The following is a 16,367-nucleotide window of genomic DNA, read 5'->3' on the forward strand; positions in this document are numbered from 1 at the left end:
TTCTAGGTAGGAATTGCGAGGTATTGAGAAAGAGGTTATCCCATGTCCCATGAGCTGGTCATGGTTGTTACGCGGTTTAGCGGTTCACACTGAGCTGGGCGAACATCTCCGGGCCCCGCGCATCCAGCCATTTACCGCCAAGGCGCACCCCGGCAACCAACAGAACCATTCCCACAAGTGGACCCACCACAAGGTTAATCCAGCCAGGGACGACGCTGCCGGTAAACAGTTGGGCTCCCATCAGCGCAAGCTGCGGGAGGAGCAAAAGAACCAGGACACCCATGCCTATCATCTGCACGGCCAGTGTCTGGGCAACGTTTCCGGGTGGCTTCTTGAACGGGCTGTCACCGGGCAAGGGCACGGCAATGTTGTATCGCGCGGAGATCACCGAGGACAACCCCAAACCAGTAAACAGAGTGCCCAGCGACAGGCCGATCAGGTTCGGAGCCCATGCCCAGGAACCAGTAAAGAAAAACGGACCTATGGAAAAAAGAAGCACAAGAGGCAGGGAAATGGTCAAGCACGCCATGGCACGGCCCAGGCGGTCATCCACACCCCTGACACCTGATGCCAGATGGAGGGCAAAAGCGGTGTTGTCATAGGAAACATCAGCGCAGATGGACCACGCCATGACAAACGCCGTCAGTGGCCCAAGAAGCATGAGCATGCCGTAATCGCCGCTTTGGCTCCCGCTGAAGAAGAAGATCACAGGAAACAGTGGAACCACCACCAGCGAGCCCGCATAACGGGGGTCTTTCATCCAATAAATCAAGGCGCGGGCAGCAACCGCGCCAGCCGGTGTACCTGGCAGGACATCGAACAAGCCACGCTTACCGCCCTTCTTGGCCGAACCTCCGGCGTACGGCGGCGTCACTAAAGCATGTTGAAGCAACGCGTGCCAGCACAGCAGCAATCCGGAAACTGTTGCCCCAGCAATGAGGAGTTTCAGTCCGGCGGAAACAACGTCTCCAGCCTCAAGGTCACCGCCCAGGGACCAGGCCGCGCCAAGAGGAGTCCAGGACACTGTACGGGCAAGCGCAGGGAGATAATCCGCCGTGCCACGAACTCCGTCGACGATACCCACGATGATGGGACCCATCAGCATGAGCGGGATGAAAAAGACGAGGCTGCTGACGTCCTTGAAGCGGCGGGACGACGCCAGTCCGGCAGTCGCCGTCGTCACTACTTTTGACAACACTATGCAGGTCAAGGCCCCCAAAAACGCGCCCAGCAACGCACCCGCCACCGCTGGAAAACTGCGCCACCACGTACCAACAGTGGCAAGCGCGGTAAGGGCTGTGGCGAGGCCCGGGATACCAATGAAACCTGCCAAGGCAAGGCCCGTGAGAAGCTGGCGGGGTGGGATCGCAGACGTGGTGAACCGGGCGGGATCCAGCGTCATGTCAGCTGCGGATGCAAGAAGGGGAACCACTGCCCAGCCAAGCAGCGCTGCAGCCCCGCCCAATACCACCACCGTGTGGGCGATTTCAGCGTCCGCCCAACGCAGGGCAATCAAGGCTCCAATCAAAAGGACCATGATTCCCAGCGCATACAACAGCCCGATGCCCATGCCAATGAGCTGCGCCGGGCTGCGCCTGAAGCCGTTCAGGAGCAACCGCCATTTAAGGCTTAGAAGGTGCGCAACCACTCCAGCCCCTCCGTCCGGTGCCCGCCGCCTACCAATTGCACGAACCGTTCCTCCAGCGTGGAACCGTTCCGTACTTCATCCACGGACCCCGCTGCGAGGACGCGTCCTGCTGCCACAACGGCCACATGGCTGCACATGCGCTGCACGAGGTCCATGACGTGGCTGGAGACGATGACCGTACCGCCGGAAGATACGTAGCTCTCAAGGATGCCCCTGATGTTGGCTGCCGATACCGGGTCCACCGATTCAAAGGGCTCGTCCAATACCAGCAGGCGGGGAGCATGGATCAAGGCCGAAGCCAACGCAATCTTCTTGGTCATACCGGCCGAATAGTCAACCACCAAGGATCCGGCATCGGCTTCAAGGTCCAAGGCAGCCAACAGTTCAGATACGCGCGGGCGAACCACGTCCCGGTCCATGCCGCGGAGCAGGCCCGCGTAGGTGACCAGCTGTTCCCCGGTCAGCCGGTCAAACAAACGGACGCCGTCCGGCAACACACCCATAAGCTTCTTGGCCTCCAGCGGCCGTGCCCAAACATCCACGCCGTGGACCAACGCCGTGCCAAAGTCCGGCCGCAGCAGCCCTGTGGCCATCGACAACGTGGTGGTTTTGCCGGCACCGTTCGGGCCAACCATTCCATAGAACGAACCAACAGGAACCTCAAGGCTGACGCCATCGACGGCGATCTTCCCACCGAACCGCTTGGCCAGACCACGGATGGACAGGGCCGATACTGGCAAGTCCGTGTGCGGGTCTGCTGACAGCCCGGGTTCAACGGCAGATTGCTGCGGTGCAGGCTGGCGAATGTGGGATGGCTCGGGGAGTGGCTCATGGCGCGGTTCCGTCATGAGACCAGCCTAGCCCCGGCTTCCAGTGGTGCCGGGAGGTGCTAGAAGCCGTGGCGGGGTATGGCCCTCTGGTACTGCGGAACCCAGGAAATATCGTGTCCGAGCTCGTACGCGGCCCTGAGCCACCAGTGCGGATCCCGCAGTGCAGCGCGGGCCATGAAGACCGCATCCGCACGTCCATTCGCCACGATATCCTCGGCCTGCGTGGCACTTGTGAGAAGGCCCACAGCACCAGTGAGTACACCGGCGTCGCGTTTTACTTGTTCAGCGAATCCAGCTTGGTATCCGGGAGCGGGCCTGATCTGCTGATGGGCGACGGCCCCGCCGCTGGAGACGTCCACGAGGTCGACACCGTGTTCGGACACCGCCTTCGCGAGGCGGATAGAGGCGTCAACACCCACTCCCCCTTCAGCCCAATCAGTTGCGGAGATCCGCAACAACAGTGGCATGGAGTCCGGAATGACCTCCCTCACGGCGTCCACCACCGCCAGCATCAACCGGTTCCGCCCGTCCTCCGTTCCGCCCCAACTGTCCGTTCGTGTGTTGATAAGGGGGCTTTGGAACTGGTGCAGAAGGTATCCATGGGCGCCGTGGATCTCCACGGTGTCGAAACCGACGGCCACAGCCCGCTCAGCTGCGGCAGCAAAGTCGGCAATGACTCCCTGGATGTCTTCTTCGCTCATGGCTTCGGGCGCTGCATAGCCGTCGTAGGGCTGCTGGGCAGGACCAAAAGTGACCCACCCGCCGTCGGATGCTGGAACGGAACCGGTCCGGTCCGAAAACGGCCAGTAAGTCGACGCCTTACGCCCGGCGTGTGCCAGCTGGGCGCCGATCTTGCAGTCGACAGCGCCGTGCCGGTGAACGAAATGCACAATCCGCTCCCAGCCAGCTGCCTGCTCATCGGAGTACATTCCAGCATCCCTGGGGCTGATACGGCCGGATGCATTCACCGCAGCAGCTTCACTCAGGATCAATGCCGCACCGCCGGCGGCAAAGGATCCGAGGTGCATGAAGTGCCAGTCGTTGGGTACGCCTTCCCCGGCTTCAGGGGTGCAACTGTACTGGCACATGGGTGACACCCACCCACGGTGCGCAATGCCCAGCGAACGGAGCTGCAGGGGTGTGAACAGCGCCGAGGACACTAGAACAGAACCCTCGCAAGTCCTTGACGGGCTTTGGCCACCCGCTCATCCGAGGTGCCCACTACCTCGAAAAGATCAAGCAGGCGTAGACGGGCGGTCTCGCGCTCGGGACCGAAATTCCGGCCGATGAATGCAATGATGCGGTTGAATCCATCCTCGATGTGCCCGCCGGAGACGTCGAGGTCGGCCACGCCCAACTGGGCCTGCACGTTATCGGGCTCCTGTGCGGCCAGTTCCCGCAGGTTTTCAGCTTCGGCAGCTGACATCTTCTCAAGCCGGGCCATCAGCTCCACCTGCGCCAGACCTGCTTTGGCATCGGCGTCTGCAGGCATTTCCAGCAGTGCCTGCTTATAGGCCGCGGCTGCCCCCGCGTAGTCTCCGGCCTCGATCGCGTCGATGGCTGCTTGGTGGAGGGGAGGCAGCGGCGCTGGTTCCCCTTCGCCCTCCGGCGCAGCATCGCCGATGCTCCCGGTGACGCCATTGGCGGCCGCAACCTTGAGCAGTTCATCAACGAGGCCACGGATCTGCTCGTCGTCGGCAGGACCCTGAAAGAGCGGCACGGGCTGGCCCTTGACCACGGCCACAGCCGTGGGAACGGCCTGGACCTGGAAGGCCTGTGCGAGTTGAGGGAACGCGTCCACGTCAGCGGCAGCAAGAATCAATCGACCGCTGTAGCTTTCGACGACGCGCTGGGCAGCGTCAAGGACGGCCGGAGATTCGGCGGCATAGCGTGACCAGAGAAGGAAGAGGACAGGTATCTGGGCGGACAACTGCACCAGATCCTGGAAATTGGTTTCGGTAGCGTCCACGCGAAGGGGTGCACGTCCCGATTCAGCTCCGCCTGATCCGCCGGATTCCGGCGTACCGGAATCGGCAGCCGCGCCTGCGGGCGGGGACTGGGGTGGGGCGGCGGGCCGGCGCAACGACGAGAGGTCGACGGCGCCGCGCAGGTTGAGCTGGCTGGCAGCGGCTGGAGTGGGTCGGTATCCGGGCGAACTCATACCGTCCACTCTAGCCGCTGCCCTGCCAAGGGTGTGCCCTACTTGAAGCTGGCTCCCACAAGTCCGCGGGTAGCCGCTACGAGCTTCATGGGATCAGCTGAACCTGCCGGCGGAATGTAAACCGCCACGGACTCGGCGAAGTTCAGGACCATGCCGGTGGTGGTTTCCTTGCCGCCGGCGAAGACAGCGGAGTCGTCCTCAAGAATGAGTTTGTCCCCTGCCGCTTTCGGCGTCCCTTCGAAGGCGAAGTCCAGGCGTCCCACAACCAGGGCGCCGCCGTCGGCTGTGCGAAGCACCACGGTCTGGTTGTTCACGGGGGTGTGGGAGAACTTGAAGTTGGCACTCGTCCCGTTCTTCACGGTGTCTGCCTGGTAGGCAAGGGCACCGGCGATGTACGGCGAGGACTGACCGTCAGCCAGCTTGCTCCTGTTCGGCGAGTCGGGAGTTGTCAGCATCTCACCGAGGATTCCCAAGGCTTCGTTGCCGCTGTAAGCCAAACCGGTCTTGTCATCGGCGGCCGCAGGAGCGGTTCCGTCACGGGGAACGGGGAACGAAGGGAAGTTGGTGCCCGGCTGCAACGGAGCGCTGCCCCAGAGCTTGTAGTTTTCCCGCGGTGAGAGTTGAACCAACGTCAGGACCTGGGGCACGACGTTGCCCTCGCCCTGGGTCAGGGCGAACACGGTACGGGGCCAGTCACGCTTGGTACTGATGACGCTGCTCTGGAGCTTGGTAGCACGAACCGGCATGCGGGGCTCGTAGGCAGACACCGTGGAGCGGATCTTGTAGTTCTGGGTGCGGACCTGAAGTTCCATCTTGTCCACCCGCGGCGCTAGCTTTGCAGCATCCTTGGCGGCATCCGCTGCATCCACAGTGCTGGCAACCTGCTCCAGGATGCGCTGCAGCTGCGATTCGAGCATCACAGGTGCTGCGTCCCCTTCCGTCTCGGCGGAAGAAGAGGAGCTGGAAGTGTTCGTGGGCTTAGGTGTGGACGTTGCCTGGGCAGCGATCGCAGTACCTCCCACGAGCGCGGTAGCAAGTGCCGCGGCAACGGCGGTAATGCGCAGGCTTGAGCCTTCTCCAGCGCCCCGGCCACCATCAGCCTTGCCGGGCGGTGCCTGGACGGGCAGGGAGGTGGTTTCCCCCCCGGCGTGCGGCCCACCGAAGTCATCACCCTTGCGGTGCTCATCGCCCTTGCGGCGGTTGCTGATGGCCTTTGTAATGAACGGGAGGGCTACGCCTGCAAGCATGATGATAATGCCAAGCACGATGAGCGGCACGGCCCATGGCGTGGTTGCGTTATTGGGGAAAGTCATCGAGATTGACGACGGCGCAGGCTTGGTTCCGTCGCTGGCTACCAGAAGGGACCACTCACCTCCGGCGGGCGGATTCCATGTGTAGTCCAGCTCTCCGCTGGCATCTTCTGTGTTAACCCACAGGTCCGAACCGACAGGAGAGGGAGCTGTTGCCTCGCCGTCGGTGGAGGCCACTTGAAGGGACTTCTGGTCCTGGGAGACACCAGTCAGGGTGTTGTGGGCCGTTTTGCCCACCCAGGCTTCGACGTCGTCCGGGCGGCCCGTAGCGACGATGAAGTTGCCTTCACCCTGGATCTTGATCTTCACCGGCCCGTTATGGAGGGCGATCAACTTTTGGTCGATCACGGTCAGCGGGGCAGCTTTTGTGTCACTGGGAACCGAGGCCGTCACGGTCTCGGCAGGGGCCCAGAAAGTCAGCTGGCCAATGCCGGCCAGCATCGTCAGCAGGCCCAGCAGCACCAGCAAGGCTGCAGTCTTCAAACGCACAGGATCACCTATCATCAGCGGTTGTTGAACTTCAAGGGTAACCGTTTTGTTATCAAAGAGTCAGATCGGCCCATCCCGGCGGAGACGCCCGCTTCCCTGCAATGGCGCCGCCAAGGCCGGATTCCGGGCTCCTGATAGTGTGGCGATGATCATGATAATCGGTAGAAAAGGCAGCAGAACCGCGTGAAAGACCACTTGGAGCCCCGTCCGATCGATGAGTCAGGCTCAACTGTGGTGGACGCCCCCGCGGATGGGACCTCTGCCACCGTTCCGGTCCGCACCGGACGCCTGGCCGCAATAGCCCGCAAGCTGCGGCAACCCATCCCGGGAGCCCGCACACGGGTCAGGTTCGAGATGCCTCCCGAGGACGAGGCCGTTGCCGTAGCAGAGGGTGTCAAAGCCGACGAGGACAACGATTTCGGCGCTCCAGGACCCCGTATGTCATCCCAGCACCCGCTGTATGTGGGCTTCATGGGCACCGCCGGGGTTGGCGTGGCCCTGCTGGTCTTTTACATCGCCAGCAATACCACCCAGCTGATCCTATGGATTGTTGCCGCGCTCTTCATCGCCCTCGGGCTGGATCCGGTAGTCCGATGGCTTGAGACCCGGAAGGTCCCGCGCCCTGGCGGCATCCTGATATCTGTCTCTGTCCTGGTCCTTGCGGTTGCCGGGTTCTTTGCAACGTTGATTCCCACCATCGTGGAACAGGTGTCCGAGATCGTCCGGCAGGCACCGGATTGGATACGGGGCTTCCTGGACTCGGACTTCTTCCGGACAGTGGACAGCCAGTTCGGCATTCGTGACCGCATCACTACCGAACTGGATAAGTTCGTCAAGGATCCCGAAGCCATGGGCGGCATCTTCGGCGGCGTTGTGGGCTTCGGTTCCACTGTGGCCAACGGATTGTTCGGCACGCTGATTGTCCTGGTGCTTAGCTTGTACTTCCTGGCTGCCCTGCCATCCATGAAGAAATGGGCCTACCGCCTGGCGCCGAGGTCACGCCGCCCCCGCGTCGAGGCACTTTCGGAAGCGATTACCGATTCAGTAGGCAACTACGTGATTGGCCAGGCCTGCGTCGCCCTGCTGAACGCATTCTTTGCCTTCATCGTCATGAGCATCCTCGGAATTCCCTTCAGCGTCCTGCTTGCCTTCGTGGTGGCGCTGTTGGCCTTCATCCCGCTGGTTGGCGGCATGATCGCCGCTGTCGTGGTTATCCTTGTGGCGCTCACAGCCGGCTGGCAAACGGCCGTGATCTATGCGATCGCCTACTTTGCCTACCTGCAGTTCGAGGCCTACTTCATCTCCCCGCGCATCATGCAGCGGGCAGTTGCCGTGCCGGGTGCAGTAGCCGTGATCTCAGTTATCGCGGGCGGAAGCCTGCTGGGTGTCCTGGGTGCGTTGATTGCCATTCCGACGGCGGCGGCCATCATGCTGCTGATCAAGGAAGTCTTCATCATGCGCCAAGACAGGCACTGACCCTCTCCGCTTAGCTATGCGCCGTTGGCGACCAGGCCCGCCCACTCACGTGGCAGGCCGTCCACACCGGCACCTGCCGCAGTGACGTCGTCGACGATTTCGTCCAGGACACGCGCCGCGTACTTCTCTCCTACCCACAGGTGCTTGGCGCCGTCGACGCCGACGAGCCGCGCTTGGGGCACCAGGCTGAAGCGCTGGGCTGCTTCTGCAGGGCGAAGATAATCGTCGTGTTCCGGAACCAGCACGGTAAGCGGCTTGCCCGAGGCTGCCCATTCTTTGAGGTGGACATCCGTTGCCCGGTGCAGCGGCGGAGACAACAGGACCGCGCCCTCGATCTGCGACGCCACGGGTTCAACTGCGCCGTACATCAGCGCAAGTTCAGTCCCGAACGACCAACCCACCAACCACCGATTCGGCAGGCCACGCTCAACAGCGAAACGGACAGCTGCTTCGACGTCGTAACGCTCGCCGATGCCCTCTTCAAACTTGCCCTGGCTGGTCCCTCGCGGCGAGTGTGTGCCACGGGTATTGAACCTCAGGACCGCTACGCCTGCCAAAGCCGGCAGCCTATACGAAGCCTTGCGGTAAACATGGGAGTCCATGAAGCCGCCATGGGTCGGCAGCGGATGAAGGGTGATCAACGTTGCAGTGATCTCCCCCGATTCCGGCACGGCGAGTTCCCCCAGCAGGAGTTTTCCGTCTTCCGTGGTGAATTCCACATTCTCCCGGCGCGCGGGAAGGACGGTGGAGGCCCGAATCGCCGACGGAGCATCCTGCGCAGTGAAAACGAACGAGGCGGGGTCAAAAGTCATGCCACCAAGCCTAAGGGAACCAACGGGACCTGGTCAGCGATACCGGTAGGTCCGTGACGTCCAGCAGTTGGTGTGCCAATGCCTGCGCTCGGCCAGCCCGGCCGCTTCGCCAAAAAGGTGGTTATCCGACCACACCACCAGATGTGCGATGCCCGGGAGGATGGCTGTCGAGCAGCCGGGGCAGATGTACTGCTTCTCCGCCTTCCTCGCCGTCATGGTACGGACCATCCAGTCACCATCCGGGGCGCTTTCCCTGCGCGCAATCCCCGCCCTTGCCCGTTCCAGATCCAGTTCCGGGGCCTCGTCTGCCCACTTGCCGGCAGGTTTGTTCGAACGTGTGCTGGCGGCGTTGCGACGAGGGCGGTTGGAGCGGGGCATGATTCCATTCTGCCCCAGCCACCGGCCGCCAACGGGTAAGGTAAGGCGGGTGCGACTCGTCATAGCCCGTTGTTCTGTTGATTATGTTGGCCGTCTCAAGGCCCACCTCCCCCTCGCCACCAGGCTCTTGCTGGTCAAGGCCGATGGCTCGGTACTGGTGCACTCCGACGGCGGTTCGTACAAGCCGTTGAACTGGATGAGCCCGCCGGCCACGCTGCGCGTTACGTCCCCTGAGGAAACCGAAGTGGAAGAGGGCGTGGTTGAGCAGTGGACCGTGCAGTCGGCCAAGACCGATGACCGGCTCATTATCAACATCTATGAACAACTGCATGACACCTCCCATGATCTGGGTGTTGATCCTGGGCTGATCAAGGACGGCGTGGAAGCTGACCTGCAACGCCTCCTGGCAGAACAGATCGAGACCCTCGGAACCGGATACTCACTCATCCGCCGGGAGTACTTCACCGCCATCGGACCCGTGGACATCCTTGCCCGCGACGCGAGCGGCGCCACGGTGGCGATTGAGCTGAAGCGGCGCGGCGACATCGACGGCGTCGAGCAGCTGACCCGGTATCTGGAGCTGCTGAACCGGGATCCACTACTGGCGCCGGTCCGGGGGATTTTTGCAGCCCAACAGATCAAGCCCCAAGCCAAAGTCCTCGCCAACGACCGCGGAATTGACTGCATAACACTGGACTATGACGCCATGCGCGGCGTGGATGACAGCGAATCCCGGCTCTTCTGATTCTTCCCTGTTCTCGCTCGGTTCTCCCTGGGTTCTCCTCGGGGTTTTCCCTGGGTTCTCCCTCTGGGGGGAACCTTAGGCCACTAGAATCAGAGTCATGACTGCCGCAGACCATTTTGCCCATTCTTCCGCGCCCAGCCAGCAGATCCTCACGGGAACACTTGTAAGTGACGGCGCGGTGGTGGAAGACGGCCTCCTGGCCATCGACGGCGACCGTATTGCTTATGCCGGGCCGGCGGACGGCTTTGACGCGGATGAGTTTGAAGGCTTCGGGCACGCCATACGCATCGGTGCGCCCAGCGGCCACTTCATCTTCCCTGGTTTGGTGGACGTCCACTGCCACGGCGGAAATGGTGGGGACTTTCCAGGCGGCGAGGAGGCCTCGGCCCGCAAAGCAGTTGAGTTCCTGCACCGCTCCGGCACCACAACTTTCCTCGCGAGCATGGTTACCGCGCCCCGGGAGGACCTCCTTCGCGGGATCGAACTGTATGTGAAGCTCGTCGACGAAGGCCTTGTGGCCGGCATCCACCTGGAGGGCCCTTTCCTCTCCCATGCACGATGCGGCGCCCAGAACCCGGACTACCTGCTGGAGCCGGACCTGGACCTCATGAACGAACTCGTGGGTGCTGCCGCCGGCAAACTTGCCACCATGACATATGCCCCGGAATTGCCGGGGGCCGCTGCCTTGGTAGATTTGATGACCTTCCACGGCGTGACGCCATCGTTGGGTCACACCGACTGCGACGACGCCACAGCCGCTGCGTCGTTGGCTGCGGCCCGTGAAGGACTGGAATCGGCAGGGTTCGACGGCGTCAGCTCGCTCCCGACCGTGACGCACCTTTTCAATGGGATGCCACCAATGCACCACCGCGCGCCAGGCCCCGTTGCTGCTTGCCTGCGGGCCGCCCAGTCGGGGAAAGCAGTGCTGGAACTCATCGCCGACGACACGCATCTGGACCCCAGCACTGTGGCTACCGTATTTCAGTTGGTGGGCGCCAGCAATATTCTCCTGGTCACGGATTCGATGGCCGCTGCCGGGCTCTCGGACGGAAACTACATGCTCGGGCCCTCGCCGGTGACCGTGAGCAATGGCGTGGCAACCCTGGATTCCACTGGTTCCATCGCAGGAGGCACAGCCACACTCCTGGAAGTGGTCCGCAAAACCGTGGCGGCGGGTGTCGCCCTTCCGGACGCCATCTGCTCGGCGACTGCAGTGCCTGCAGCCATTCTTGGACTCTCTGACGAGGTGGGTGGATTGCGGCGGGGCCTTCGCGCTGACGTTGTTACTACCGATCAGGAACTGGGCCTTACTGCGGTCATGCGTAACGGACAGTGGCTGGCTTAGGACAATCAGACGACGGTGAATTGCGGTTGTCAGCGTTACCTTCTTTTTACCGAAAATTTTCCCGAATTGCCTTAAAGACCGTTGACCTCCGGCACGGCACATGAAAGTGTTGTAGCAGTCTTTGTGTAGGTGGTTTTCATGCTCGCAAGACGAGTTGCGAGCGTGAAGCTCCTGCGAAACCATACAGGCCAAGCCTGGACGGAATCCGGATCTTCTCGCGGAGTAACAAGGGCCGGTACGAGGTGTATCGGACTGATGTTCCATAATGAGGAGAAATACATGGCACTGGGAACCGTCAAGTGGTTCAACGCTGAAAAGGGCTTCGGCTTCATCACCCCGGATGACTCGGATGGGGATGTTTTCGTTCACTACTCTGAGATCCAGACCGGTGGTTTCAAGACCCTCGATGAGAACCAGCGCGTTCAGTTCGAGATCGGTCAGGGCGCCAAGGGCCCCCAGGCAACCGGCGTTACGGTCGTCTAGTCTTACCTGTTGATTTTGTTTGTTGCAGTTTCAACTGACATGTTGGTCCCGGCTCTCGAGGCGGGACCAACATGTTTAATGGTCGGAATGTCTGATATTTCAACGACTCCTGTTACAAACCGTGAAGAAATGCGGGACGCCATCTTGGAATAGGCGTTGACAATTCAAGCAACGAGGGTTCGCAGTAATCTGGCGGATTGTCGAACAGACAATCCCGGAAGGTATGCGCGACTCAATGCCCTGCCTATTGCCGGGAGGTGCAACGGGTCTTGGTAATACATGTACAAAGTTCGGTAATCCGGTTGGAAACGTGATTTAAAAGAAGCCAACGATCGGAAACCATAAACAGGCTCCAGCGCCTGGCCAACCAGGTCCAGCATGCCGGCAAGTCCCTCGGCCCGCTGATCAATCTCACCCTTTTCCCGTGCCAGGGGCGAACCGGAAAGGGATATGACGTCCACGGACTCCCGGAGATGCAGGATGGCCGAGGCAATCAGGAATTCCATCACTCCGGGGAAGGCATCGCCACGGCGACGCATGAAGTCCAAGGTCCAGCTCACAACTTTGCCGTCCCGGTAGACCGGAAGCCAGCTGGTCACCCCGTAAACGAACCCCTTTGCGTCAGTTGCCACGCAGCACAACACATCAGGGTCCTCGAGCTCATCCAGGCCGCCCAACGTGAACCCCATCTCAGGTACGCGTTTTTGCGCAGCCCACTCTTCGGACACCTCGCCCACTTGCGCCCGCAGGGCATGCGGAAGCGCGGCATACCGACCCCATGTGGCGGTGATTCCCATCTTTGCTGCCCGGTTGAGTGATGTCCTGACGTTCTGCCACTCCTTGCCGCGGAACTCCAAGCCCCTGATCCTCAAGCGGGTTTCCTGGGCGACGGCAACCCTTCGAAAACCGCGGGCCTGAAGCATAGGCCATAATTCATCGGTGCAGGAGTAGAGGCAAGGTATCAAGGCATGCTGGGAGCAGTAGTCAAGGAATCCTCCAGCCGTCTCCGCATGGTGCTCCTTCGCACCTACGGGACCCGCCAAAGTCAGGGCGACATGGCCATGCTGCTGATAGGCCACTCCCCCGGTCCCCCGGGGATTGAACCAGTATTTGTTCGGCTCCCAGAGCGCCATCCAAGACAGCGAATCACCGCCGGTTTTCACCAATTCACGTGCGCGATCCCTTCCCTGATGGTCCAAACCTGCGGAATGGTGGCCTCGGATGAGGAGTACCCACGCTCCAATCAATGCCACTAGCCAGAAGACGGTGCCGGAGTAGGAAAACAGGAACACTTCAAGAGCGTCGCGCTCAGCAAACACTTTCCGGTACACGCTGGGCAACGGAACCGGCAGGTACTGTCTGGCGAGCTCGGCACCCAAACCCAAGAGGCCGCCGTCGCGCGTCATACCGCCTGAAGCCAACCACACGCCAGCGTACGCGAGCGCCAGTGTTCCGCCGGTGAGGCCAACGAGCCAGAAGACCCGCCGCCGCATCCGGGCAGAAGACTCAACGCGGAAATGTCCACGATAAGCGAACAAGAGGACCGCCAGGGTCAGCGGAACCAAGACCAAGGGAATGAGATGTACAACAGCCGGGTTCAGCGTCGGCACTCGACGCCCTTGAGGCAACGGGATGCTGGCGAAAAGCCCCAAATAAACTGTGGAAAGGGCCACGACCAACAGTTGGACACCGATGGCTATCCCAAGGGCCAGACGCCTGCCACGACGCATGCCCTCGGCGCAAATGAGCAACAACACCACGGGCACGACAGCCAGGGCCAGCCCGAAAGGGCCCGTGTAACCCTGGCGGCTTAACTCAAGGCAAGCAACGTCGATTGTCCCACCGCAAGTGCTTTCCAATTGGCTCAGTGTCGGGAGCGGGTTCAGGATGACATCCCGCAAAATTGCCAGAGGACCGGACGGGCTCTTGGCGGCAGCAGTCAGGATAGGGCCGGCAGCGAAAATGGCCATGGTAAGGGCCAGCAGGTTCCGGACTTCGCGGCCCGTGGAGCGGTGTAAATGAAGGTGACCCTGGCTGCTCTGCATCCACCAGGCAGCTCCAAGGCCGATCAACGCTCCCACAAGGCCCATCACTGTCTCGGCATGTCCGATGTACAGCACCAGCAGCAGGGACAAGGAGAGCACCACGGTCCTCAGGCGTCGTTGCCAGAGCGTCGGCAGCAACGCACTGGCTGCAAGTGCCGTAGCGATCAGGGCGCCATAGGGTCCGATCAGCGGGGTATCCACCATCCTGGAGATCCAACCGTCATCCATGTACAGCGCCACTTGGGTGACCAGGAGGAACGCCGCAATGCACGCAAACTGACTCCCCAGGAAGACACCGGCCGTCCGGAGGAAGCCGAAACGCCGCTCCGCCAGCCCCAACAGGAAGAGGATCATGAGGGCTGCCGTGACAAACGCCAGCAGGTTGGTGGTGAAGAACAGCGACGTCCAGATGGACCACCACTGCCCCGACCGCAGACCGGCCAGGGTCACTCCCGCCACAGGCAGCAAGGATTCTGCAGGTCCCGCAAGGATACTTCCGGACAGAAGGGACACCGCTACGAACAAGGCAAGGACGAACGTGGTGAACGGTGTGGCGCGGAGATGTTTGGCGGTCTGCCTCAAGGCCGGCTGCACGACGCCTTTCAGGGCAAGGCTCATTGGCTTAGTCCCCATCGGGAAGACAGGAACTCCAAGGCACCAGGCATACCCCTGACCACTGTGTCCCAAGAGTGGCCGGCGTGTTGAATGGAGTGCGCTTCCGTGGTGAAACCCGCTTCCTTCCCAGCATCCGCGAGAACGTGCATGTAGTCGGTAAACTCAGTGTCAGTGGCTCCTGCAGCCAAGTACAGACCGCTGCCTTCGTAATTCCGCTGCTGCATCAAAAACAATGGCGTTCTTGACTCGAAAGCGCCCACGTCGCCTTCGAACGAGTCTGCGATGGTCTTATTCCGGTCCTTCGCCAGGGAAGGCTCCCGTTCAGCGGAAAAACCCACTATCGAAGTGAACAGTTCGGGATGGTTTGTCCCCATCTGTACGGCGCACGTACCGCCGAACGAAAAACCACCAACAGCCCACAACCGATGATCTTTTGATACGTCCAAGGTGGAGCTGATCCAGATGGGCACATCCTGGGACAGGTAAGTGTCAGCCTGCGCGATGCGGCTGTCCATGCACAGCGTATTGGCGTTTCCCGAGCCATTTGGGTCCACCACGATCGCGACCGGTGCGATGCCGCCATGGGCTTCAGCAAACCTGTCCAGTTGTGCGCGGAGTTGGCCCCCGGTTAACCAGTCGGCCGGACCACCGGGCTGCCCTGAAAAGAGCACCAGCACCGGCAAACTTGGCCGTGCTGCAGTTTGATAGGCCGGTGGAAGGTAGATGTAGGCTTCGCGTGCTGTGAAGCCCGATGCGTTTCCCGGGATTTGAGCCTTCCGAAGGATGCCGCTCCGCGGCATTGACTCCGGAGCTTTCCAAACCGAGGGCGCAGGTCCCGGCTTGCTGTCCGGAGCGCGTTGAAGGCTTGACTCCAAAGGTTGAATCCGGGCGACGGCCGTGCCCAGAAGGTCAGCGACAGTGTTGTTGAGGCCAAAGTACGCATTGACCTGGACGAGGCTCACGAGGACTACGCCAAGCATGGCAGCAAGGCTTCGGACACGGCTCTTCCAGGTGGCGCGCGGAAAGCGGGCCCCAAACAGCAGGGCGGCCGCGACAGCCGGAACCGACCAGGCCACAGTCTCAAAGGGAAGATTTTCCGAGAAGATGGCCATCAGATCAACCAGGATCCAATGTGCCAGGACCACAAGGCCAACAGCACCCGCCAAGCAGGCTGCGACCGCCAGCGGCCAGGAAGATTGGCGCTTCCACAGCAGGTACACCGCCCCCGCCATGCCCGCAATGATGCTCAACCACAGGAATGGACCATCAACAAGGCTGATGTCCAGAAGAGAATCCATGGGGCCTAACGCCAGGTTCCGACGCCGATGACAGGCCCGGCTTCGAGCCAGGAGGAAAGACCGGCATAGGCATCGAAGTTCATGGCAAGCATGAACTTCTTACCTTCATATTGGAGTTCAACCACGACGACGCCAGGCTGCACCTTGACGAGCTCATCCTCAGTCGGTTGACGCCGGCCAAGAAGCTCCAAGGAACTGCGTTTGTATCTATGTTTTGGGATCACGCTCAGGGACATCAAGCGGAACCACTCAAGTTCATTGTCCTGATAACGACAAACCCCCATCTGCCAACTGTTTCCAGCCGTGCAAATGGAGGCGTCAACCGTGCCCAGGGCGCGCCGCAGGTTGAAGCGGCGCACCCCAAAAAGGCACAGTGAAAAAATCAGCAACGCAAACGCCGTTGCCAGGGCGATGAACGGAATAAGGGAATCGTCCATCAAGGTCGTGCTATCGGATCCCCGCTGTAGCCGCTTCGCCCATTTGGGCGTTGTCAGCAACAATGACCACACGATCGTTGTCCACGGAGAAGAATCCACCGTCAACAACTACCGCAATACGGTCACCGGAAACCGGCTGGATTGCCAGCTCACCCTCAGCCAGGATGGCCAGGAGGGGCGAGTGGCCCGGCAGGATTCCGATTTCACCATCGCTGGTGCGGGCCTTCACCATCTTGGCCGCGCCGGACCACACAAAGTGGTCCGCTGCGACAATCTCAACCTCGAGCTCAGCCAT

General features: G+C 61.3%; 15 protein-coding genes. 4 read left to right on the forward strand and 11 right to left on the reverse strand.

Going from position 1 to position 16,367, the window contains the following annotated elements:
* Positions 1-76: 76 nt before the first annotated feature.
* The 5 genes from VUN82_16660 to VUN82_16680 are packed head-to-tail and all read right to left on the reverse strand — an operon-like array spanning position 77 to position 6,453.
* Positions 77-1,648, reverse strand: coding sequence for a transporter (locus VUN82_16660; protein ID XAS70715.1), 1,572 nt, complete (start codon positions 1,646-1,648; stop codon positions 77-79).
* Positions 1,630-2,496: an ABC transporter ATP-binding protein gene (locus VUN82_16665; GenBank protein ID XAS70716.1), complete on the reverse strand. Its 867-nt coding sequence runs from the start codon at positions 2,494-2,496 to the stop codon at positions 1,630-1,632. The genes VUN82_16660 and VUN82_16665 overlap by 19 nt, the downstream gene beginning before the upstream one ends.
* A gap of 41 nt (positions 2,497-2,537) precedes the next feature.
* Entirely contained in the window at positions 2,538-3,638 is a 1,101-nt protein-coding gene (locus VUN82_16670; protein ID XAS70717.1) for an NADH:flavin oxidoreductase/NADH oxidase, read from the reverse strand.
* A complete protein-coding gene (locus VUN82_16675) occupies positions 3,638-4,639 on the reverse strand; it encodes a tetratricopeptide repeat protein (GenBank protein XAS70718.1) in 1,002 nt (333 codons plus the stop codon). The genes VUN82_16670 and VUN82_16675 overlap by 1 nt, the downstream gene beginning before the upstream one ends.
* A 38-nt stretch (positions 4,640-4,677) precedes the next feature.
* On the reverse strand, positions 4,678-6,453 hold the full coding sequence (locus VUN82_16680) for a hypothetical protein (GenBank protein ID XAS70719.1): 1,776 nt from the start codon (positions 6,451-6,453) through the stop codon (positions 4,678-4,680).
* Positions 6,454-6,621: 168 nt separating this feature from the next.
* Here VUN82_16680 and VUN82_16685 point away from each other — a divergent pair, with 168 nt between their 5' ends.
* The gene (locus tag VUN82_16685; GenBank protein ID XAS70720.1) at positions 6,622-7,914 is read left to right on the forward strand and encodes an AI-2E family transporter; all 1,293 of its coding nucleotides are present in this window, start codon (positions 6,622-6,624) and stop codon (positions 7,912-7,914) included.
* Positions 7,915-7,928: 14 nt separating this feature from the next.
* Here VUN82_16685 and VUN82_16690 read toward each other — a convergent pair whose 3' ends face one another.
* Together VUN82_16690 and VUN82_16695 are read right to left on the reverse strand one after the other, a co-directional pair.
* Entirely contained in the window at positions 7,929-8,726 is a 798-nt protein-coding gene (locus VUN82_16690; GenBank protein XAS70721.1) for an alpha/beta fold hydrolase, read from the reverse strand.
* A gap of 33 nt (positions 8,727-8,759) precedes the next feature.
* On the reverse strand, positions 8,760-9,104 hold the full coding sequence (locus tag VUN82_16695) for an ATP/GTP-binding protein (GenBank protein ID XAS70722.1): 345 nt from the start codon (positions 9,102-9,104) through the stop codon (positions 8,760-8,762).
* Between the two features lie 49 nt (positions 9,105-9,153).
* Between VUN82_16695 and nucS the strand changes: the two genes are divergently transcribed.
* The 3 genes from nucS to VUN82_16710 all read left to right on the forward strand — a co-directional run bounded on the left by nucS (position 9,154) and on the right by VUN82_16710 (position 11,677).
* Positions 9,154-9,849 (forward strand): endonuclease NucS, encoded by a 696-nt coding sequence (gene nucS / locus VUN82_16700; GenBank protein ID XAS70723.1) that lies wholly within the window; start codon positions 9,154-9,156, stop codon positions 9,847-9,849.
* A 97-nt stretch (positions 9,850-9,946) separates the two neighbouring features.
* On the forward strand, positions 9,947-11,194 hold the full coding sequence (locus tag VUN82_16705; protein ID XAS70724.1) for an amidohydrolase family protein: 1,248 nt from the start codon (positions 9,947-9,949) through the stop codon (positions 11,192-11,194).
* Between the two features lie 279 nt (positions 11,195-11,473).
* Complete coding sequence (locus VUN82_16710; protein XAS70725.1) at positions 11,474-11,677, forward strand: cold-shock protein; 204 nt, start codon at positions 11,474-11,476, stop codon at positions 11,675-11,677.
* A 164-nt stretch (positions 11,678-11,841) separates the two neighbouring features.
* On the opposite strand, the gene VUN82_16715 is transcribed toward VUN82_16710, so the two are convergent.
* Genes VUN82_16715 through VUN82_16730 form a run of 4 tightly spaced genes read right to left on the reverse strand, consistent with a single transcriptional unit; the run spans position 11,842 to position 16,367 of the window.
* The gene (locus VUN82_16715; GenBank protein ID XAS70726.1) at positions 11,842-14,355 is read right to left on the reverse strand and encodes a DUF2156 domain-containing protein; all 2,514 of its coding nucleotides are present in this window, start codon (positions 14,353-14,355) and stop codon (positions 11,842-11,844) included.
* Positions 14,337-15,635 (reverse strand): alpha/beta hydrolase-fold protein, encoded by a 1,299-nt coding sequence (locus tag VUN82_16720; protein ID XAS70727.1) that lies wholly within the window; start codon positions 15,633-15,635, stop codon positions 14,337-14,339. Before VUN82_16720 ends, VUN82_16715 begins: the two co-directional genes overlap by 19 nt.
* 5 nt (positions 15,636-15,640) lie before the next feature.
* Entirely contained in the window at positions 15,641-16,072 is a 432-nt protein-coding gene (locus VUN82_16725; protein XAS70728.1) for a DUF2550 domain-containing protein, read from the reverse strand.
* Between the two features lie 10 nt (positions 16,073-16,082).
* Positions 16,083-16,367, reverse strand: a complete 285-nt coding sequence (locus VUN82_16730; protein ID XAS70729.1) for a F0F1 ATP synthase subunit epsilon — start codon at positions 16,365-16,367, stop codon at positions 16,083-16,085.

The sequence above is a fragment of the Micrococcaceae bacterium Sec5.1 genome (assembly GCA_039636795.1).
GTDB lineage: Bacteria > Actinomycetota > Actinomycetes > Actinomycetales > Micrococcaceae > Arthrobacter.